This window comes from Bacillus paralicheniformis (assembly GCF_001042485.2).
GTDB classification, from domain to species: Bacteria; Bacillota; Bacilli; order Bacillales; family Bacillaceae; genus Bacillus; species Bacillus paralicheniformis.
Genome location: NZ_LBMN02000005.1, coordinates 63,534 through 85,517, shown reverse-complemented (window position 1 = coordinate 85,517; position 21,984 = coordinate 63,534). Strand labels below are relative to the sequence as shown.

General features: G+C 49.0%; 10 protein-coding genes and 1 riboswitch. Of the genes, 9 read left to right on the top strand and 1 reads right to left on the bottom strand.

Features of this window, described 5'->3' with window-relative positions; translation table 11 throughout:
* Positions 1-33: 33 nt before the first annotated feature.
* Both ACH97_RS23720 and ACH97_RS05420 read left to right on the top strand, forming a co-directional pair.
* Positions 34-204, top strand: coding sequence for a hypothetical protein (locus tag ACH97_RS23720; RefSeq protein ID WP_023855671.1), 171 nt, complete (start codon positions 34-36; stop codon positions 202-204).
* Between the two features lie 5 nt (positions 205-209).
* A complete protein-coding gene (locus tag ACH97_RS05420; protein ID WP_025810788.1) occupies positions 210-1,013 on the top strand; it encodes a serine/threonine protein kinase in 804 nt (267 codons plus the stop codon).
* 404 nt (positions 1,014-1,417) lie between these two features.
* Here the strand turns inward: ACH97_RS05420 and ACH97_RS05415 are convergent, their stop codons facing one another.
* Positions 1,418-2,158: a ribonuclease YeeF family protein gene (locus ACH97_RS05415; protein ID WP_020450098.1), complete on the bottom strand. Its 741-nt coding sequence runs from the start codon at positions 2,156-2,158 to the stop codon at positions 1,418-1,420.
* 403 nt (positions 2,159-2,561) lie between these two features.
* Here ACH97_RS05415 and ACH97_RS05410 point away from each other — a divergent pair, with 403 nt between their 5' ends.
* The 7 genes from ACH97_RS05410 (at position 2,562) to licA (ending at position 21,968) form a co-directional block, all read left to right on the top strand.
* Entirely contained in the window at positions 2,562-4,616 is a 2,055-nt protein-coding gene (locus ACH97_RS05410; protein WP_048350236.1) for a hydantoinase/oxoprolinase family protein, read from the top strand.
* 2 nt (positions 4,617-4,618) lie between these two features.
* Positions 4,619-6,613 (top strand): hydantoinase B/oxoprolinase family protein, encoded by a 1,995-nt coding sequence (locus ACH97_RS05405; protein ID WP_048350237.1) that lies wholly within the window; start codon positions 4,619-4,621, stop codon positions 6,611-6,613.
* The gene (locus ACH97_RS05400; RefSeq protein ID WP_020450101.1) at positions 6,610-7,698 is read left to right on the top strand and encodes an ABC transporter substrate-binding protein; all 1,089 of its coding nucleotides are present in this window, start codon (positions 6,610-6,612) and stop codon (positions 7,696-7,698) included. Before ACH97_RS05405 ends, ACH97_RS05400 begins: the two co-directional genes overlap by 4 nt.
* Before the next feature lie 9 nt (positions 7,699-7,707).
* Positions 7,708-8,826, top strand: coding sequence for an ABC transporter ATP-binding protein (locus ACH97_RS05395; protein WP_020450102.1), 1,119 nt, complete (start codon positions 7,708-7,710; stop codon positions 8,824-8,826).
* Entirely contained in the window at positions 8,813-9,679 is an 867-nt protein-coding gene (locus tag ACH97_RS05390) for an ABC transporter permease (protein WP_025810784.1), read from the top strand. Before ACH97_RS05395 ends, ACH97_RS05390 begins: the two co-directional genes overlap by 14 nt.
* A complete protein-coding gene (locus tag ACH97_RS05385; protein ID WP_048350238.1) occupies positions 9,672-10,484 on the top strand; it encodes an ABC transporter permease in 813 nt (270 codons plus the stop codon). The genes ACH97_RS05390 and ACH97_RS05385 overlap by 8 nt, the downstream gene beginning before the upstream one ends.
* Before the next feature lie 465 nt (positions 10,485-10,949).
* Positions 10,950-11,036, top strand: a riboswitch (cyclic di-GMP riboswitch).
* Between the two features lie 183 nt (positions 11,037-11,219).
* Positions 11,220-21,968 (top strand): lichenysin non-ribosomal peptide synthetase LicA, encoded by a 10,749-nt coding sequence (gene licA / locus ACH97_RS05375; protein ID WP_057957820.1) that lies wholly within the window; start codon positions 11,220-11,222, stop codon positions 21,966-21,968.
* Positions 21,969-21,984: the final 16 nt, after the last annotated feature.

Below are 21,984 nucleotides of genomic sequence, written 5' to 3'. Positions count from 1 at the left end.
ATGAAATACAAGACAGAAAAGGAGCTGACTGAGTTGCTTCGTAAGCTATTGAAGGCACTTCAAAACGGTAAAAACCGACGATACAGCAGCAGTGACTACGGACGGAAATCATACAAAAAATACAGCAGCAGCGATTATAAAAGAAAAGGGTACGGTCATCACCATTACAAAAGAAAGCATAAGAAATTTTTCGGCAGCAGCTAAATCGCGTGAAAACATTGATGAGATGGCTGTTTGACCGCCCGCTCAAAAAAGGAACCGTCTTGGAGGGGAGATATCGAATCAACCGTGTGCTCGGGATGGGCAGCTACGGTATCACATATCTTGCCGAAGAACTTGGGAGATCCGGTTTCCGCGTCATCAAGCAGCAGAGAAAGACAAAAGCATGGACATCAGCCGGCCGGAGGTCTTTCAACCGCGAGGCTGAAATTTTGCGGGAATTGGATCTGCCTGCCGCGCCCCGTATATATGAGGTGCTTCAAGCGGCCGGCGAGCGGTTTATCGTAATGGAATATATCGAAGGAAAAACCTTTGAAGATTTGCTCTTTTATGATGGACATGTCTTTGATGAACAGCAAACGATCAGCATATTGAAGGAAGTGCTTCACAGCGTTTCATTTCTTCACAGGAGAGGGATTATTCACCGCGATTTGAGGATTCCCAATTTGATTGTGAGCGGAGGAACGATCCGCATTATAGATTTCGGACTAGCATGCCATCTGACTGAAAGAGAACGTGTTGATGACCGGCACCCGGAAAAAAGGCTGATGCGTGCTGTTTCCGTCAAAAGTGACTTTTATGCGCTGGGACATTTCGCATTGTTTCTCCTGTACTCCGAGTTTACTCCGTCCGGCGAGGAAGAAAAAAGCTGGGAAGAAGAACTCTGCCTATCGTCCGGGTTTACATCCGTTCTGAGGAAGATGTTGCAAATTGATCAGCCGTATGAGCGTGCAGAAGATATTATCGGCGACTTGACTTCCTGTACGGCGAAAAAGATGAAGCAGCCGTTTTAACGACAGCCCAGCGTGTCGACAAACCCTCGCAGTCGTTGTCAGGCCTGCTAAGTCGGTCTGACGAATAGAAGGAGGATCGGGAGGCTGACGTTCTGAGGCGTCCTGCCTGAATACCGCGTCATTATATCCTGTGAAAGTCTTCTCCGATGCTCGGCCTTCCTAGACTGTAAGGGATGCGGGTCACGCTGAAAGGATGACAAAATCCCAAAACTAAAAGTCGTTTTGGGATTTTGTCAACGCGAGAAGATTAATTTTTGTCCCCAATTTCAACTTAAATCGTTTGCTCTTCACTGCATTCCCCTTTTTGTTTCACCAGTAAATACATATCGGTTAAGACGGAGACGTTTTGACAAGATGAACAAAAAACCCCGTTGTGAAAACGGGGTTTTAAACAATTTGAAAGCCTAAAGTTCCTCTGCTTTTTCGGCTTTTTTTGTTTCATACTGTTTTTGTTTATTTGCGATGTAGCTTCTGGCCTCTTGATGCATACGCTGTTTCAGTTTGTAGACTTCGCTGTTTTGATAGATATGTGAATTGTAGTTTAGCGGAGATGCATTTTTCCCTTTTCCTGTTGCGTCGATCAAGGCGGAGTAGTCGGACTGGATCATTTGCTGAATTTGCTCAGAGGCCGAGTATTCTCTTTTGAGCAGCCCGTCAAGATCCTCGACAGCTTTAATCGTGTCTTTTCTGTTTTGGTTTGCAGCATCGAGCTGCTGTTTGATTTCATCGGAAGAGAATGGCTGTAGCGATATTAAATCATCAATCTGTCCTAAAATATTCGACAGTTCTTGTTGCTGTGCAGAGACCATGTTTTGAGAGTGAATGTGGACATTTGCAAGCTCCTGTTCAAGAAATTGAACATCAACGAATGTGTCCTCTGAAAGTCCGGCATTTTCGGCCGCAGCAGATACACCATTCAGAAACTGAATCTGCATATCAGCTAAATCCAGCCAGCCGTCTACGATCCCTGATTGGTCTCTGTAAAACGCTTTAATGGCATCAGCGCCTTTTCCTTGGAACTCATCAAGTTCTGTGACGCTGTTTAACGATTGTTTTAAGCTGACGAGCTGTTCTCTCAAGTTTTTATATTCATCAGATCTTTGCTTCATAGCTGATAATAGGGTTTCCGCTTCGTAGACTTTCATTGGAAATCTGCCCTTCCTGCGACTTATATAGTACAGAGTGTACCACTTTGTCACAGGGGATTGGGCAATAAATCCTGAATATCCATGAAAATGAATCTTTGTGATCAAATTTGTAAGCTCTTTAGGCTTTTTGTCGTGATAGGAGACTTTTGATTTAATAGTTAATTAGTCCCTTTTATGGCGGAGTTGTGTCGTCGGACTGAAGAAAAGCAGACAACTAAAAATGTGAAATACTGTGAACAACACAATTGAAAATGTGATGATATGGTATCTTAAAATTAAATATTAAATAAAAAAGACTCGGAATATTGTAATTAAACATAATTGACTACTTTCTCATGCTTGATTAGTATAATAGTAAAATATTTTTAAAAAAGGATATTTTTAAAAGGGGGGATCGGGATTGAATGAAGAAGGTTACCGGCTTGGAATTGATATTGGAGGAACTTTTACCGATCTTACATTGTTAAACCAGGCGGACGGGAGCATGACCGCAGTTAAAACGCCGACCGTTCCCGAAGATCCGGCCCAAGGGATCATCAACGGTTTGGCTCTCTTGAAGACCCAGGGTGTTCACCCTTCAGAAATTCATCACTTCGTACACGGCATGACAATCGGTTTGAACACATTATTACAACGCAAAGGGGCTGATATTGCTTTATTCGTAACCGAAGGTTTCCGTGATATTCTTTCGCTTCAACGCCTCCGGCTTCCGATACCGTACGATTTTAGATCGAGAATGCCGGAGCCCCTTATTCCCCGGAAAAACGTGTTTCCCATTCAAGAAAGAATGCTTTATGACGGCTCTGAAAAGCTGCCGCTCCATAAGGAAGAGATCGATGAGGCGGTTGGACAAGTTTTAAGAAAAGGATTAAAAGGAATCGTTGTTTCTTTTTTGCACAGCTATCGGAATCCGCTTCATGAACGCCAGGCTGCAGAACGGATCAGACAAATAGCACCTGAGCTTGAGGTTGCAACGTCTGCGGAGCTTTGGCCGCAAATGAGGGAATACGAACGGACGGTTATGGCCGTCGCAAACCTATACATCAAACCGAATGTCCATCACTACTTTCGAACGCTGAAAGAGAGGCTCGCCCTGGAAGGAATTTCAGCGCAGCCGTTTATCACCCAGTCTAACGGAGGACTGATGGACATTGAATCGGCTGCCGAGGCACCTGTCAAAACGCTTTTTTCCGGACCGGCAGCAGGGGTCATCGGTGCCATCAGAACGGCGGAAACCGCCGGAGAGGCGAATATCATCACATTTGATGTCGGAGGAACTAGCGCGGATATTTCGATTGTTGAAGAAGGGGAGCCGACTTTTACACAGTCAAATCAAATCTCTGGATTTCCGATTACGATTCCGTCTGTAGCGATGTATTCGATCGGTGATGGCGGAGGGTCGGTGGCATGGATTGACAGCGGCGGTCTCTTGAAAGTAGGACCGGAGTCAGTTGGATCTGATCCGGGGCCGGCTTGTTACGGAAAAGGAACAAAGGCCGCACTTACAGATGCGTTTCTTATATGTCATTATTTAAATCCAAACCGGTTTGCATCAGGAAATATGAAACTGTACCGGGAAAGATCCGAAAAAGCGCTCCTCCCGGTTGCCGAATATTTAGGCACAGATGTGGAGCAGGCCGCGGATCAGATGATTCAGGTTGCGCTTGCCAATATGTACACGGAACTAAGCAATGTTATGGAGCAAAACGGGTTTGACCCGCGTGAATTCAGCCTCATGGCCTTTGGAGGCGCAGGACCGGTCACTGCTAATTTTTTAGCTGAGGAAATTCAGGCCAAAAATGTGCTGATCCCGCCGCATCCGGGAACCTTGTCCGCTTTGGGCGCACTGACGGCGGATTTTATTTATGATGCTGTATGTTCAAGACAGGTGCTGCTTGAACAAATAAAAACGGCCGAGTTAAAAGCGGAGTTTGTAAGGCTGCAAGAGCAAGCGGAAACATGGCTGCGGAAACAGCAGGCGGAGATGCTGCCGGAAACCTCTCTTCTTTACTTGCTTGATGCCCGTTATAAAGGTCAGGCATACGAAATTGAGCTCCTTGTTTCACCGGAATGCCTGGAAGGCAAAAGCACGAGTGAAATCGCGGACTCCTTTCACCTCTTACATGAAAAGCAATATGGACACAGCGATGAGAAAGCAAGCATTGAGTTGATGAATATACGCGTCCGCATCATAGGCAAGACACCGAAGCCGCCAGGCGGTAAAGGAGGCCGAAGTGATCTGCCCGAGGCTGAACCGGTCAGCCAAAGAAAGATCATCATAAAAGGCGGTACATATCAAACCGCTGTATACCAACGTTCAGATTTAAGTTGCGGTCAGAGAATAAATGGGCCGGCCATTGTTGAGCAAGATGATACAACGACGCTGATTTTGCCAAATTGGAGCGGAAAAACTGATCATGCCGGAAATTTGATCATTGAACGGAAGGAGAGCTGACCATGCGCACAGATCCTGCCCGGCTGGAAATGATGAGAAGCTACTTTAACGCGATAGCCGCGGGAATGGGACACGTTATTGAACGGACGTCCTTTACCACATTTGTAAAAGAGTCAGCTGATTTCGCTACTGCGCTTGCGACGCCGGAAGGGGAGTTTTTCGTTTATCCGAAAACGGTCGGCGTCACGATTTTTTTAGGCCTTTCATTAAAACGTATCATCGAAGAAAGCGGCCCATTTGAACCGGGAGACATTATCCTCACAAATGATCCCTATACAACGGACGGATTGGCGACCCACTTGCCTGATATACATGTGGTGAAGCCGATTTTCATAGAGGGCGAGGTCATCAGTTATGCGTGGTGTTTTGTCCATTGCAGCGATGTCGGCGGCCTTGTTCCGGCAAGCATTTCGCCGACAGCGACAGACATCCATCAGGAAGGCCTGAGAATACCGCCGGTAAGAATTTACAAAGCGGGAAGAGAAAATCGCGATATATTGAATGTGCTGCGGGCAAACAGCAGGGTTCCCGACTTAAATGAAGGGGATATTCATGCGATGGTGGCCGCGGTCAATACGGCGGAGAACCGATTGACAGAGATGGTCGGCAAGTTTGGAAAAGAAGCGGTCCAACAAGGAATGGATGATTTGCTCGAACAAGCAGCGATGAGAGCCGGCCGGGTGATCAGCGGGATTCCGGAAGGCACATACAGTTTTTCAGATTATCTTGATGACGATATGATTTCTGACGTTCCGATCCGCTTGGCTGTTACGGCAAACGTCACGGGAGGGGAAATCACATTGGACTTTTCAGACTGTGATCCCCAGGTGAAAACCGCATTTAACCTTGTCACTAATGGAAGCAAACATTCATTTCTATTTCAGGGCCTGATCAACTTTATCATAAGTGAAGACCCGTATATTCCGGTTAACGGGGGACTGACAAGGCCGATCAAAGTTATCGCTCCGAAAGGTACGCTCGTTCATCCGGAATATCCAGCGGCCGTCGGCATTCGTCATTCGATTACGATGAGACTTTATAATGCCGTACTGGGCGCTTTGGCCAAGGCGCTTCCGAAAGCTGTGCCTGCAGCAGGCGCCGGTCAGTCAGCGATTGTCGTACTGTCGGTTCCCGGCGAATCAACGGGCGGCCGGAAGATGTCTGTGGTCGAACCGATGGGAGGCGGAGGAGGCGGCCAGCATGACATGGACGGAGCAGACGGTATTGACCATGCATCCGGATTTTTAAAAAATACGCCGATTGAAAGCCTTGAACAGCACATTGACATCCATGTCCGCCGCTATGAGCTGATTAAAGATACCGCCGGAGCCGGTTTTCACAGGGGCGGCCATGCAATCGGGCTGGAGTTTGAAGCGACGGCGCCAGAATCAATTGTGACCGCAAGAGGGATGGAGAGAATGCGATTTCATCCGTGGGGGCTCGCCGGGGGAACGGCAGGAGCGCTCGGACGGGTGCGTCTTTATCCGGAGCAGCCTCAGGAGAAAACGATTTCGAAGATCGACGTTCTAAAGCTCAACAAAGGGGATGTTATCAGCATTCATTCGCCTGGCGGCGGAGGCTGGGGAGATCCATACAGCCGGGAAGCTGAATCGATTTTGAGGGAAGTTGAATCGGGCTTGCTGAGCCCGGAAGCAGCATACCATCAATACGGCGCGGCTGTAAAAGAAAACGATGCAGGCTCATTCATTATTGATCTGGAAGAAACAGCTGAAATCAGAAAAAAGAAAGCAGGCGAACCTCGGAAACATTGGGATTTCGGGCTTGCTAGAGAAGAATACGAACGGTGCTGGACAGAGGAAGCCAGCAGCACATTGGCCCGGATTCTGCGACAGTTTCCGGCTCATCAAAGATCACATGTTAAACATCTAGTCCACCGTTATTTTTCAAAAGAACATAACGGTTCGATCAGCAAAGGCGATGTTGCGGCCGCTGTGGAAAAACTGGCTGGCAAAAATAACACGGGAATGGTGAGATGACAATGAAAAGTAAAATTTCTGCTTTATTTATTCTGTCTCTTGTAGCGGTGCTCCTTCTTTCGGGCTGCGGCGGAAAAGGTAGTCAGGAAAGCAAACAATCAGATACAGTCGTTATCGGCGTCTATGGAGGCGATTGGGAAAAACATATTAAGCCTAGCCTCGAATCTTTTGAAAAAGAAACAGGGCTGAAGGTCAAAGTCGTCGCAGGGACAGACTCTGAGTGGTTTACAAAGCTCAAAGCTGCAAATGGCAGAAATGCTCCGTATGATCTCTTAATCCTGCAGCCGGATACGATTCACAGGGCACAGTCGGCGGGATTACTGGCGCCGATTGATCAGGAAAAGGTTCCGAATGTCCGCGATCTGTATCATTCCGTTCAGAAACGCTTCACTGATGATGGAAAGCAGTATGCGGCCGGTTTCAGTATGGGGCAGCTCGGAATTGTCTACCGAAAGGACCTTGTACCGCAGGAGCCTAAACGCTGGACGGATCTTTGGAACAGCAGCTATAAAGGTCATGTGGCCATATCATCGCCGGCTTATTCGGCGGGACTTCAGTTTTTTGTAGGATTAATCAATGCCCAGGGCGGCCTGGAGTCAAATGGGAAAGACGTGGATAAAGCGTTCAACAGTTTGACGGATTTAAAGAACAACATAACAGCCTATCCCGATAATCCGGGCTCGATACAAACACTTTTGGAACGCGGGGATGCATGGGTTGTCCCGTTTTGGGACGGACGCGCTTTTTCTTTGCAGGACGCCGGTCTTGACCTGGGATTTGCATATCCCGAGGAAGGTGCCGTCGCAGCAGTTGCAAGCTGGGCTTTGATGAAAGGAAGCCCTAATCAGGATAACGCATACAAGCTGTTAAATCACCTGCTCAGTCCAAAAGTGCAAGGAGATTTTGCCGATAGAACATTTTACGGCATGGCCAATAAAAAAGTGAAATACAGCGATAAATTAAAAGGAAAGATTAAAGTAGGGGAGGACTATTACAGGAATTTAAAATGGGTTGACTATGAAGTCGCGGCAAAAGATCTAGGCGATTGGACAAATCGCTGGAATCAAGTACTTGGCGGAAAATAGGTGACAAACATGAGCGCAATTCAGATTCAGCATGTCAGCCGGCATTTCGGAAACACCATCGCATTGGAAGACGTACAGCTTGAAGTCAAAGAAGGGGAATTTTTCTCTCTCCTCGGTCCGAGCGGCTGCGGAAAGTCAACGCTCCTTCATATCATTGCCGGGTTCCTTGAACCGACGTCAGGGTTTGTATATATAGGAGGAAGAGATGTAACTGATTTGCCGCCATACGACCGACATATTGGAATGGTTTTTCAGGATTATGCTTTATTCCCGCATCTCAGCGTATTTGACAATGTTGCATACGGATTGAAAGTTCGAAAATGGCCCCGCCGCAAGATTGAAGAACGGGTGATGGAAAGCCTCGCCCTTGTCAGGCTTGAAGCGTTTGCTAATCGCATGCCCCGTCAGCTGAGCGGGGGCCAGCAGCAGCGGGTGGCGATTGCCCGGGCATTGGCGATTCAGCCGTCTGTGCTATTGCTAGACGAGCCGCTGAGCAACTTGGATGCGAAACTTCGAAAAGAAATGCAGACGGAGCTGCGCAGCATCCAAAAGCGCGTCGGTATTACAACGATTTTAGTGACGCACGATCAGGAGGAGGCTTTAAGCTTATCAGACAGAATTGGAATCCTCGGCTGCGGCAGGCTTCAGCAGCTCGGCACTCCGTTGGACGTGTACCGCACGCCTGCTAATCAATTTGTCGCCGAATTTATCGGACAGGTCAATTTGCTGAAAGCGCGTGCGTCGAAGATACAGCCTTCATCAGGCGTTTATGGCTATGAAGCGGTCGATTTTGAAATATATGAAGGTGTTCCGCTGACTTTTGAAATCAGCCGGAATCTCTTAAAAAAATCCTCTGTATTGTTCATGGTGCGGCCCGAGAGAATCTCAGTCTCTTTCGAGAAACAGAAGAACAGGCTGATTGAAATGCCTGCAACGATAACGGAAGTCAGTTATGCCGGGCATGCTCTCAGGCTGAAAGCCGCTGTTTTCAAAGGAGAATGGATCATTCAGGCGCCCGATCCTCAATTTCCAAGATTGCCGAAGGCGGGGGATCAAGTGTATCTTTCTTTGGATCCGGACGATTTTGTTCCGCTCGATGTAAAGGAGGATGCAGATGGGTGCTCTTGAACAAAAACGGTTTTATTGGGTTTTGCTTGTTCCCGTCCTTTTATTTCTCGGCGTTTTTCTCGTGTTGCCGCTTGTTCTGCTGCTGTTATTAAGTTTCAGAGACGTGGACGCTATGATGAATACGCTCGATACGTACAGTTTTTCTCAATATGTCGAAGTGTTCTCTTCGGACATTTATTTGAAAACCATCGGTATAACGCTTTGGACGGCGTTGAAGACCACTGTATTATGCCTTGTGATGGCGTATCCGGCAGCATATTTACTCGTTAAGGCGCCGACCGGCAGGCTGCGGGCTTTGTTTTATATATTGCTTGTTTCTCCTTTACTGACCAGTGTTGTCATTCGGACGTTTTCCTGGATTGTGCTGCTTTCGCAAAACGGGATCGTCAATGAGGCGCTTATCAGCTTGAAGCTGATTGAAAAGCCCCTGCCGCTTTTATGGAATATGAACGCCGTCATCATCGCATATGTCCAGGTTATGCTGCCGTTTGCTGTGCTGCCGCTTGCCGGTTCTTTAAGCGAAATGAAACCGGATCTTAAATTTGCTTCGATGAGCCTTGGAGCGGGGAGGCTTCGGACATTTTTTTTCGTGACCTTGCCAATGACGGTTCCAGGATTGCTGACAGGAGCAATGATCGTGTTTTCGCTTTCGGCCGGAAGCTATATTACGCCTCTTCTCGTCGGCGGAAGGATGCAGCCGCTGCTGCCGTTATCAATCTATCAGCAGGTCATGCAAGTCTTTCATCTTCCTCTTGCAGCAGCTATGTCGATTACTTTATTAGCCGTTGTCAGCGTGGTTATTGGAATCCTTGGCTTTTTCCAAAAGCGTTGGGAGGCGAGAATAAATGGGTAGACAATTGCGCCGTTTGTCTGGGGGAAAGTGGATTGATGTGTGCGTTTGGGCGGCGGGTTTATTGGTATACCTTTTTTTGGCGCTGCCTGTATTTGTGATTATACTGTCGGCTTTCAGCCCGGACGAATATCCGAAGTTCCCGCCATCAGGCGTCTCACTGCGCTGGTTTGCCGGAGTTTTCAGCAGCAGCGGCTGGATGGAATCGATTTGGGTCAGCGGTATGCTGCTCCTCGTTGTAACGCCTCTTGCGGTGATCCTCGGAACAGTTGCAGCCTATGCATTGGCGCGACTGAACTTTCCTGGAAAACAGGGGATTCAGGCTTTTATTTTATCGCCGTTGATGATTCCCCAAATCGCATTAGGTGTGTCATTTCTCTATTTATTGACAATGCTTGGGATAAACGGCACATTTGTCGGGTTGGCCGCCGGGCATATGTTGATCAGCCTTCCGTATGTCTTACGGACGGTCGGCGTCAGCATGGCGAACGTGGATCCGAAACTTGAACTGGCATCCATGAATCTCGGCGCAGGTCCATGGTATACCTTTTTTCATGTTACCTTGCCGCTCATTAAACCGGGAATCATTGCGGGAGCCGTTTTTGCCGCTGTGACGTCATTCGGGGAAGTATCCATCAGTCTGTTTGTTTCTTCACCTGCTGTCACGCCTGTACCGGTGCGCACGTTCAGCTATATTGACCAGACGTTTGATCCGAGCGTTAATGCGATTTCGGTTATTTTTATCACAGTTTCAGTGATCGCGCTGATCATCATCGAGCGGACGATCGGGCTTTCAAAAACCGTGTAGCAGGCGAAACTCAGCCTGCTTTTTTGTATGGAGCATCGGAAGTATTTCAAGATACCGTTTAGGATGAGACAGTTCAGCGGTTTTTCGTTCTGCTTCAATGTTTTCGCAAGCTGTTTGTCTTTTCTCGTCAGTTTAAACGGCCGGGTAAAAGAAACGTTTTATTTGAATGAACATTGTAAAAGGAAACGCCTAAGCCTTAACGGATTTTCATGGTTTATTCATGAAGTTAAGGCTGTTTTTTTAATATTTTAATATACTCTTTATCTAGGATTTGGAATTTTTTGCGGAATTAAGCGATTTTTTTCGTTTTCCCGCATATTTTTTTATTGATTTCGGGATCACGCATTAACATTCATGGATAACATTCGGCATCCCGCATGAAACTTTTCACCTATTTTTCGGTGAAAAAAACAAAATTTTCATTTAAAGTGAACTGTGAGCAGAAAATGAATTTATATCAATAAAAGCAGATAAAGGCAAACCTGCGGAAACGCAGGGACGCAAAGCCATGGCCTAAGGTACTGACGGTGCTACGGTTGACAGGTTGCCGAATAAACAGGGAGTTCGCCCGTTTTTATTCGGGTGGGCTCTTTTCTTTTTATTTCCAATATAATGTTTTATTGGAAATGACAAATCTGTGACAGCGTTTTTCGCTCATCGCAATACCGCAACATTGCATTGCGGCTTGGCTGTTCGCATCGTCATACATAGCAAGAGATAAAGGAGGAATAAAGAATGGGAAACACATTTTACCCGCTGACACATGCTCAAAGGAGAATTTGGTACACGGAAAAGTTCTATCCCGGCACAAGTGTTTCAAATTTGAGCGGCTTTGGAAAATTAAAATCTGCCTCCGGAATCGATTCCGGGTTATTGACTGAAGCCATTCGCCAGTTTGTTCGTACGAATGAAACCATGCGATTCAGGCTGATGTTTGAAGGAGAGGATGAGCCGAAGCAATATATAGCGGAAGACGAACCTTTCCAGATTGAATGTTTTGACGCTTCAGAAAGCGGAGGAGCAGACGGCGTTCTTAAATGGGGACAAGCTGAGGCGCGCCGGCCCCTGCCTTTGTATGGAAGTCCGCTGTTTAAATTTGCCGTCGTTCGTATCAGTGAAGAAGAAAGCTGGTTTTTTGCAAAAGTTCATCATATCATTTCCGACGGTATTTCGATGACGATCCTGGGCAACCGCATTACAGACATTTATTTGAAGCTTGCCAAAGGGGAAACCGGCCTCGAACCTGTTCAGTCATCATTTACGGAACATATTCAGAGTGAGTTGGAGTATGAAAATTCGAAGCGGTTCCAGAAGGATAAAGCATATTGGAACGCACAATATGAAGTGATCCCAGAGCCCGTATCGTTAAAGTCGAGCGATACGTATCAGATCCAATTGGATGCAGCCCGCTTTTCAAAAGAGATTTCCCCCGCCCTGTATAAAAAAATTCAAACGTATTGTAAGGAACACAATATAAGTGTACTCTCCCTGTTCTTATCGATTTTGCACATCTATATGCACCGGATAACCGGACAAAAAGACGTCGTTCTCGGCACATTTATGGGTAACCGGACAAATGCAAAAGAAAAACAGATGCTCGGGATGTTTGTGTCGACGATTCCGATGAAAGCCTCCATTGATGTACACCAGGACTTTAGTGCATTTGTGCAGGAAAGAATGAAAGATCAGCTGAAGATCATTCGGCATCAAAAGTATCCGTACAATCTGCTGATTAATGATTTGCGGGAAAGACAGCCGCATGTCAGCAAATTGTTCTCCGTCTCACTGGAATATCAAGTTATGCAATGGCAGCGGAAAGAAACGTTGTCATTTCTTACAGAGCCGATTTTCAGCGGCAGTGAAGTAAACGATATTTCCATTCACGTGAAAGAGAGATGGGACACCGGGACGCTTGCGATTGATTTTGATTACAGGGAGGAGCTTTTCACCTGTGAAGAAATGGCCGTTTTATATGAACGGCTGATGACGCTGCTTGAAGATGCCCTGCTGTTTCCGCAAAAAACAATCGCCGAACTGGAGATTGTTCCCGCTTTTGAAAAAGAGCGGCTGTTAAAGCGTGCATCAAGCCAAACCATCGCATATGACAAGAACATGACCTTGCACGGTTTATTCGAACAAAAAGCAGCCGATCATCCAGAAAAAACCGCGGTTGTATATGAAGGACAAAAACTTTCGTACCGCGAGCTGAATGAACAATCAAACCGTCTGGCAAGGGCGCTTCGAAGAAGAGGTATCGGGCCTGACGCACCGGCTGCGATAGTGATGGAGCGGTCAGAGCGGGTTATCACGGCGATACTGGGCGTTTTGAAAGCCGGCGGAGCTTATGTACCGATCGATCCCGGATTTCCGGAAGAAAGAATTCGCTTTATGCTGGAGGATTCAAAGGTCAAAGCGGTTATCACAGACAGCGGGCTGACTTTTGAAACGACCGAAACTGTGCGGTTCAGCGAAGCGCTTTCTGAATCGCAGGAAAACGGTCATCCGTCTTCAGAGGCAGGCGCCGGGCACCTTGCATATATCATTTATACTTCCGGTACAACGGGCCGCCCAAAAGGCGTCATGATTGAACACAGGCAGGTCCACCACCTTGTAAGAGGGCTTCAGCAGGCCGTTGGTACATATGATCAGGATGATTTGAAGCTTGCACTTCTGGCTCCGTTTCATTTTGATGCTTCCGTTCAGCAGATTTTTACGTCTCTATTGCTCGGCCAAACGTTGTACATCGTACCGAAAAAGACGGTTTCCGACGGACGCGCTTTATCGGATTATTACCGCCGTCATCAAATCGATGTGACAGACGGTACGCCGGCTCATTTGCAGCTTTTGTCTGCGGCCGATGATCTTTCAGGTGTCAAACTGAGGCATATGCTTGTTGGAGGAGAGGCTTTATCAAGGGTCGCAACGGAAAGGCTGCTTCAATTATTTGCAGAAACAGCTGAATCCGTGCCTGCTGTTACGAATGTTTACGGCCCGACTGAAACTTGTGTGGATGCTTCTTCTTTTACGGTTACAAACCGCGCAGACCTTCAAGGCGATACGGCCTATGTCCCGATCGGCCGGCCGATTGGAAACAACCGTTTTTATATTTTGGATGAAAACGGTGCACTCCTTCCTGATGGTGTCGAAGGGGAATTGTATATTGCAGGAGACGGGGTCGGCCGAGGCTACTTGAACTTGCCTGACATGACCAGAGACAAGTTCTTGGAAGACCCGTTTGTCCCCGGAGGTTTCATGTATCGAACAGGAGATGCTGTACGTTGGCTTCCTGACGGTACGGTTGATTTTATCGGCCGAAAAGACGATCAAGTGAAAATCCGCGGCTACCGGATCGAGCTTGGCGAGATAGAGTCGGTGCTGCAAGGAGCCCCTGCTGTCGGAAAAGCAGTTGTCCTCGCGCGGCCTGAAAGCGGCGGCAGCCTTGAGGTTTGCGCTTATGTCGTTCCGAAACAAGGCGGAGAGATTCATATACAGAGGCTGAGGGAGCATTTATCCAAGCATCTGCCTGACTATATGATACCTTCCCGTTTTGTCGAGCTTGATGAAATACCGCTGACTGGAAGCGGCAAAGTCGACCGGAATGAGCTGCTTCGCCATGAAGTCTCTGTCAGCGGGGCTGCAGAGTATGCGGCGCCGAGAAATGAATATGAAGAAAAAATGGTGGGTATATGGCAGGAAGTGCTCGGAGCTGAACAAGTCGGAATCCACGACCAGTTTTTTGAACTGGGCGGCCATTCTCTCAAAGCGATGGCCATGCTGGCAAAAATTCATAAAGCTTTCGGTGTCGAGGTTCCGTTGCAAGTCCTATTCGAAAAACCGACAGTGGCGGCGTTAAGCAGCTTTGTTTCTGAAGCGGAGAAAGACGGATACACGGTAATTGAACCGGCGCCGGAAAGTGACGATTATCCTCTCTCATTGGCGCAGCAGCGAATCTATATCGTCAGCCAGCTGGAGGATGCCGGAGTCGGCTACAATATGCCGGCCGCGGCGATGCTTGAGGGCACCCTCGATGTTCAGCGCCTTGAAGCTGCTTTTCAAAAACTGATTGATAGGCATGAGGCGCTGCGGACTTCGTTTACAGTTGTCGATGGCGAGCCGAGGCAGAACATTCATCAAAGGGTTCCGTTCAAGATTGAGAAGGTTGAAGCAGATGGGAAGCCGATCGAACAAATGGCAAAATCTTTTGTCCGCCGCTTTGATCTCGCCAAAGCTCCGCTGCTGAGAGCGGGTCTCGTCCGTCTCGCAGACGGCAGACATTTGCTGTTGTTCGATATGCATCATCTTGTGTCTGACGGCGTGTCGATTTCGATCATATTGAATGAGCTGGCCGCGCTGTATAAAGGGGAAGAACTGCCAGAGCCGAACTTGCATTACAAAGATTATGCCTTCTGGCAAAGGACGCAGGCACAAGAAGGTTTTCAAAAAGAAGAGGCTTATTGGCAAAGCGTGTTTGCCGGCGAGCTTCCCGTACTGCAGCTGATAACGGATGAGCCGAGGCCGTCTGTTCAAAGCTTTGAAGGAGACAGGGTATCCGCAGTCCTGCCAAAAGACATAAAAGAAAAATTAGCCGTGCTGGCAGAGCAAAACGGCGCGACATTGTATATGGTCATGCTGGCCGCATACAACATGCTGCTAGCAAAGTACTCCGGGCAGGAAGATGTGATCGTCGGGACGCCGGCGGCCGGCCGCAGACATTCCGATCTGGAAGGAATCATCGGCATGTTTGTCAATACGCTGGCGATCCGTTCAAAAGTGGAGCCGGGCAGAACGTTAAGAGACTTCCTGCACGATGTAAAGAAAACGGTAATCGACGCTTTTGAGCATCAGGATTATCCGTTTGAGCGGCTCGCGGAAAAGGTTGGTGCATCGCGCGATTTAAGCCGTCATCCTGTCTTTGACACGATGTTTATTTTGCAAAATGCATGGGAAGACATTCCGATGCTCGGCGATTTGCACCTCTCGATTTATGAAACGAACTTCAATATTGCAAAGTTCGACCTGACGCTGCAGGCAAAAGAAGAGCAGGGACAATTGATTCTTGATTTGGATTACAGTACGAAGCTGTTTAAAAAAGATACGGCTGAAAGGATGCTGAAAGCGTATTTGCACCTTCTCGAGGGCGTGACGGCTGATCCGCTCCGCAGAATCGGCGAGTACAGCCTTTTGGCAGAAGAGGAAACGAATCGTCAGCTCGTCGCGTTCAACCCCGCGGCAAGCGATTATCCGCGGGAGAAAACGATCGTTCAGCTATTTGAGGAACAGGCGGCAGAAAGAGGCGGACATCCCGCTCTGCAATTTGAAGACAAAGTATGGTCCTACGGTGAGCTCAATCGGAAAGCGAACCAATTGGCGAGGCGCCTCCGCGAAAGAGGTGTGCAGGCCGGCACGACAGCAGCCATTCTTACCGCCAGGTCGGCTGAAATGGTCATTGGCATTCTCGCTGTGCTGAAAGCCGGCGGGGCTTATGTGCCGATCGATCCGGATCATCCGGAAAAACGCATGCAACATTTCTTCGAGGACAGCGGAGCGGCGGTTCTTTTAACGCAAAAGGCGATGAAGCCGCTCGCTGAGGCGGCTGAATTTGGCGGTGACATCCTATTTCTTGAGGATGAACAGCTTTATATGGGAGATGCGTCTGATTTGCGCCTTCCGATTTCACCGGAAGCAATGGCAAATCTAACGTATACATCCGGAACGACAGGGACGCCTAAGGGCAATATGGTTTCTCACCGGAATATTTTGCGTACGGTAAAAAACACGAATTACTTGGATGTGATGACATCCGACATCGTTCTTTCGATTTCAAATTATGTGTTTGACGCCTTTATGTTTGATGTGTTCGGTTCATTGCTGAACGGAGCCAAGCTGGTGATAGCTCCAAAAGACACGATTCTTGATATGAGCCGGCTCGCACATGTACTTGAAAAAGAAAAGGTTACCGTCTTAATGATCACGACCGCATTATTCAATCTGCTGACAGACATGCGGCCGGACAGTTTGAAGGGACTCCGCAGGGTTCTGTTCGGCGGCGAACGTGCGTCTGTCGATCATGTCAGAAGAGCCCTGAACACAGTCGGCAAAGGACGGCTGCTTCATATGTACGGCCCGTCTGAGAGCACTGTTTTTACAACCTATCATCCAGTCAACGAAGTGCCGAACGACGCGCAGGCTATACCAATCGGGAAGCCAGTCAGCAATACGGAGGTTCTGATTCTTGATTCATTCGGCAATGTACAGCCGACAGGGGTTGCGGGAGAATTATGCGTCGGCGGAGACGGCCTCGTCCGCGGTTATTTTAACCGCCCGGAACTGACGGCTGAAAAGTTTACGGAACATCCGTTCAAAACCGGTGAGAAGATTTACCGGACGGGTGATATGGCGAGATGGCTTGCCGATGGATGCCTTGAATTTATCGGCCGGATTGATCATCAGGTCAAAATTCGCGGACAGAGAATCGAGCTCGGTGAAATCGAGCACCATCTCCTCACACATGAAATGATTCAGGAAGCCGCTGTTCTTGCTGTTGACACCGGGGCGGGAGATCAAATGATCTGTGCTTACTTTACGGCCGATCAGGAGCTTTCGAGTGAAGAGCCTCGCCGACATGCGGCAGAAGGTCTGCCGGGCTACATGATCCCGTCCGTGTTTATGCAGCTGCAGGAGCTTCCGCTCACAGGCAATGGAAAGGTCGACAGAAGGGCGCTGCCTGAGCCGGATGTCGCGCAGGCCGCGCAAAAGGAATATACGGCGCCAAGGAGCCGAACAGAAGCACAGCTTGCCGATCTTTGGCAGGAAGTGCTCAATGTACCGAAAATCGGTGTGCATGACAATTTCTTTGAACTTGGCGGACACTCTTTAATCGGAATGACGCTCATTGCCCGTATCCAGCAAGAAATGAATGTTGACCTGCAGCTGAAAGATTTGTTCCAGGCGCCGACAATCGAAACCTTGGCGCAGGCTGCGGCAAAAGCTGAGAAAAGATCAGCCGTTTATATTGAAGCGGTGCCGGACCGGGAAACGTATCCGGTATCTTCGGCGCAAAAACGGCTGTACGTCCTTCAGCAGATTGAAGGCGCAGAGAAAAGCTATCACATGCCGGCTGTTCTCCAGCTTGAAGGGAAGCTTAACCTGAAGCGCCTCGAGTCTGCCGCGCAAATGCTGATCAAGCGCCATGAAGCATTCCGCACCACGTTTGAAATCAGGGACGGCGAACCTGTTCAGCGGATTTCGGATGCTGCGGAATTGACCATTGATGTCATTGATGCAGATGAGCAAGAAGCGGAAAAGCTGATTGCAGAGTTCATCAGGCCGTTTGATTTAACAAAGGCCCCGTTATTTAGAATGAGTATCATACGTTTCACGGGAGAAAAACATCTTTTGCTTGTGGATATGCATCATATCATTTCAGACGGTGCTTCCGTCAGCGTCCTGATCGATGAGATGACAAGGCTTTATGCGGGAGAGGCGCTTGAACCGCTGAGGATTCAGTATAAAGACTTTTCTGTATGGCAGCGGCATCTGCTGACAGAACGGCACAAAATGCAGGAGGAATACTGGCTCAAAGAGCTGGACGGCGAACTGCCTGTTTTGACGCTTCCGACAGATTATCCGCGTCCTTCTGTTCAAACGTTTGAAGGAAGCCGTCTCAGCTTTGCGCTGAAACCGGAGCTTGTCCAGCAGTTGAGAAGACTGGCCAAGGAAACGGACAGCACTTTATACATGGTGCTCGCTGCCTCATACAGTGCGCTTTTATCGAAACTGAGCGGACAGAGCGAGGTCATTGTCGGCTCTCCGGCTGCCGGGCGGCCGCATGCTGATTTGAGCCGTATCATCGGCATGTTTGTCAATACGCTTGCAATAAGAACGCGTCCTGAAGGAGACAAGCCGTTTTCTGCATTCCTTGAGGAAGTGAAAGAAACGACGCTCGGCGCGTTTGAGCATCAAGATTACCCGTTTGAAGAACTCATCGAGAAGCTGAACATCCAGCGCGACATGAGCCGAAACCCGTTATTTGATGCCGTCTTTTCAATGCGAAATGCCGATTTGAAAGACTTGTCAATGGAAGGGATCACACTCAAGCCGTATGATTTTGCCCATCAGACCGCGAAGTTTGATCTGACGCTGACAGCGGCGGAAGAGGACGGACTTCTCGTTTTTGAAATGGAATACAATACAGCTCTCTTTAAGCATGAATCGATCGAGCGCTGGAGCGGGTACTGGGTCAATCTGCTCGAAGCGGTTGCCGAAAATCCGGATGCCTGCCTGTCAGAGCTTTCGTTTCTGGATGAAGCGGAAAAACGGCGGATCGTCCAAAAATGGAATGAGACGAAGCTGGCTGTGCCGCAGGACAAAACGATCCATGAGCTGTTCGAAGCACAAGTCCTCCGTACGCCTGACCGCGGGGCAGCGGTTTACAACGGGGTGAAGTGGACGTACAAAGAGCTGAACGCGCGGGCGAACCGCCTGGCCCGGCTGCTGATCGAAAAAGGGGCCCGTCCTGAACAGCGGATCGGGATCATGGTCAAGCCTTCGCTTGAAATGGCCGCTGGCGTACTCGGAATTTTGAAAGCGGGAGCGGCCTATGTGCCGATCGATCCTAGCTATCCGGCCGAGCGGATCGGATACGTGCTGAAAGACAGCGGCGCAGAGCTGCTTTTGACGCAAACAAACTTAGCCGCACCTGAAGAATTCAGCGGTGAAACACTTCTTCTCGATTCGATGCTGAGCGAAGAAATCACAAAAGACGATGAGGTGAACCCGCAGGCAGGTACACAGCCAAACAACCTGGCCTACTTGATCTACACCTCGGGTACGACCGGCCAGCCGAAAGGCGTCATGGTCGAACACCAGTCGCTTGTGAACTTGTGCTATTGGCATAACGACGCCTTTAAGGTCACCGAAGAAGACAAAAGCGCGAAATATGCCGGCTTCGGCTTTGACGCTTCCGTCTGGGAGATGTTCCCGTACTGGATCGCCGGAGCGGAGCTTCACATCATCGATGAAGCGATCCGAATGGATATTACGCGCTTAAATCAATACTTTGAAGAGAACAAAATAACGATCACGTTCCTGCCGACACAGCTGTGCGAACAGTTCATGGAGCTGGACAACCAGTCGCTGCGCGTGCTGCTTACGGGCGGAGACAAGCTGAAACGGATCGCAAAACGCTCCTACACGCTCGTCAACAACTACGGACCGACAGAAAACACAGTCGTTGCGACGAGCGCGGCGATTGATCCTGATGAAGGAATGCTTTCAATCGGAAAGCCGATCGCCAATACGCGGGCGTATGTGCTCGGACAAAACAACGAAGTCCAGCCTGTCGGCGTCGCGGGCGAGCTGTGCATCGCCGGCCGCGGGCTTGCGCGCGGCTACTTGAACAAGCCGGAGGAAACAGCGAAGCGTTTTACGGAAGACCCGTTTGTCCCGGGCGAGCGCATGTACCGGACGGGGGACGCGGTCAAATGGCTGGAAGATGGACGGCTTGAGTACATCGGCCGGATCGACCAGCAGGTGAAAATCCGCGGCTTCCGGATCGAACTTTCTGAAATCGAAGTCCAGCTCGCGCGCCTCTCTGAAGTGCAGGAAGCCGTCGTCACCGACATCGAAGACGCCTGCGGCAACAAAGCGCTGTGCGGCTATGTCGTTGCGAATCAACAGCTTGATACAGAAAGCTTCGCCCGGAAGCTGGCGCAGACGCTCCCGGACTACATGGTACCGGCATTCTGGGTGCAGCTTGATGAGCTTCCGGTTACGTCGAACGGAAAAGTCGACCGAAGGGCGCTGCCTCAGCCTGACGTCGAAGCGCAGACAGCCGAATACAAAGCGCCGCGCACGGAAACGGAACAGTTGTTGGCGGACATTTGGCAGGAGGTTCTCGGTCTGGACCGAATCGGGATCACAGATAATTTCTTCGCGCTCGGCGGGGACTCGATCAAAGGAATTCAAATGGCAAGCCGCCTTCAGCAGCACGGGTGGAAGCTGGAGATGAAAGACTTGTTTCAGCACCCGACGATCGGAGAGCTCAGTGCTTATGTTCAAGCGGCCGACGATCAGCCGATCGATCAGAACCCTGTCGAAGGCGAAGTCACACTGACGCCGATCCAGCGCTGGTTCTTTGAGCGCCGATTTACGAACGAGCATCACTGGAATCAGTCGGTTATGCTTCACGCTTTAACGGGATTCGACCCGGAAGCGGCAGGCAAGGCTTTAACCAAGCTGATCGAACATCATGACGCACTTCGCATGGTTTATCAGCGAAATGGAGACGGGATTGTTCAGTACAACAGAGGGCTGGAAGAAACAGCGGTTCGCCCTGAAGTCATCCGCTTCAATGAATCTGGCGCTGAACTTGAAGCTGCCGTGTTGAAGGCATCAAACCGGATTCAAAGCAGTATCGATTTAACCGAAGGCCCGCTTTTGAAAGCGGCGATCTTTAAGACGGATCAAGGCGATCATCTTCTCATCGTCATTCATCATCTCGTTGTGGACGGAATCTCATGGAGAATCCTCCTTGAGGATTTCGCCGCCGGGTACGCCCAGGCTGAAAAAGGGGAGCCGATCATTCTTCAAGACAAGACGCACTCTTTTGCTGAATATGCGGCTCGCCTGAAAGAATACGCAGGGTCAAAAGCTTTCGCAAAAGAAATCGGCTATTGGCAGGAAATCGAACAGGCGGAGACGGCAGCGCTCCCGAAAGACGATGAAGCAGAGGACAAGCGGATGCACCATACGAAAACAGCTGAGTTTTCTCTTTCAAAAGAAGAAACGGAACAGTTGATGACAAAAGTTCATGAAGCATATAACACGGAAATGAACGACATTTTGCTTACGGCGTTGGGCTTGGCACTGAAAGAGTGGACGGGGCAGGAAGACTTTATCATCTGCTTAGAGGGACACGGCCGGGAGGACATCATAGACGGCTTGAATATTTCCCGGACGGTCGGCTGGTTTACGAGCCAGTTCCCGGCGCTGATTCAAATCCGCCATTCAGGGGATATCGGCTATCAAATCAAACAGACCAAAGAAGAATTGCGCCACATTCCGAATAAAGGAATCGGCTATGGCATTTATCGTTATTTGACTGAAGAAGGCAAAAAGGCGCAGCCGATCAAGCATGATATCAGCTTCAACTATTTGGGCCAGTTTACAGAGATGGCGGATTCGGGTCTGTTCACGAGATCCGTCTTGCCGTCCGGTGACCCGCTCAGCCCGGAAACGGAAAAACCGAATGCGCTAGACATCGTCGGCTATATCGAAAACAGCATTTTGACAATGTCAATCGCTTATCATTCACTCGAATATAAAGAAAGCACCATCGCCGCTGTCGCCGCAAGCTTTAAAACCTATTTGCTGCAATTGATCGATCATTGCTTAGAGCGGGATGGAGGCGAACTGACCCCGAGCGATCTTGGAGATGACGAACTAACGCTTGAAGAATTAGATAAATTGATGGAAATTTTCTAACAAAAAAACGAGGTGC

Excerpts from the sequence above, each read along its gene's own strand:
- ACH97_RS05395 (WP_020450102.1), top strand. The coding sequence starts at position 7,708 with ATGAGCGCAATTCAGATTCAGCATGTCAGCCGGCATTTCGGAAACACC.
- licA (WP_057957820.1), top strand. The coding sequence starts at position 11,220 with ATGGGAAACACATTTTACCCGCTGACACATGCTCAAAGGAGAATTTGG.
- ACH97_RS05390 (WP_025810784.1), top strand. The coding sequence starts at position 8,813 with ATGGGTGCTCTTGAACAAAAACGGTTTTATTGGGTTTTGCTTGTTCCC.
- ACH97_RS05385 (WP_048350238.1), top strand. The coding sequence starts at position 9,672 with ATGGGTAGACAATTGCGCCGTTTGTCTGGGGGAAAGTGGATTGATGTG.
- ACH97_RS05400 (WP_020450101.1), top strand. The coding sequence starts at position 6,610 with ATGACAATGAAAAGTAAAATTTCTGCTTTATTTATTCTGTCTCTTGTA.
- ACH97_RS05405 (WP_048350237.1), top strand. The coding sequence starts at position 4,619 with ATGCGCACAGATCCTGCCCGGCTGGAAATGATGAGAAGCTACTTTAAC.
- ACH97_RS05415 (WP_020450098.1), bottom strand. The coding sequence starts at position 2,158 with ATGAAAGTCTACGAAGCGGAAACCCTATTATCAGCTATGAAGCAAAGA.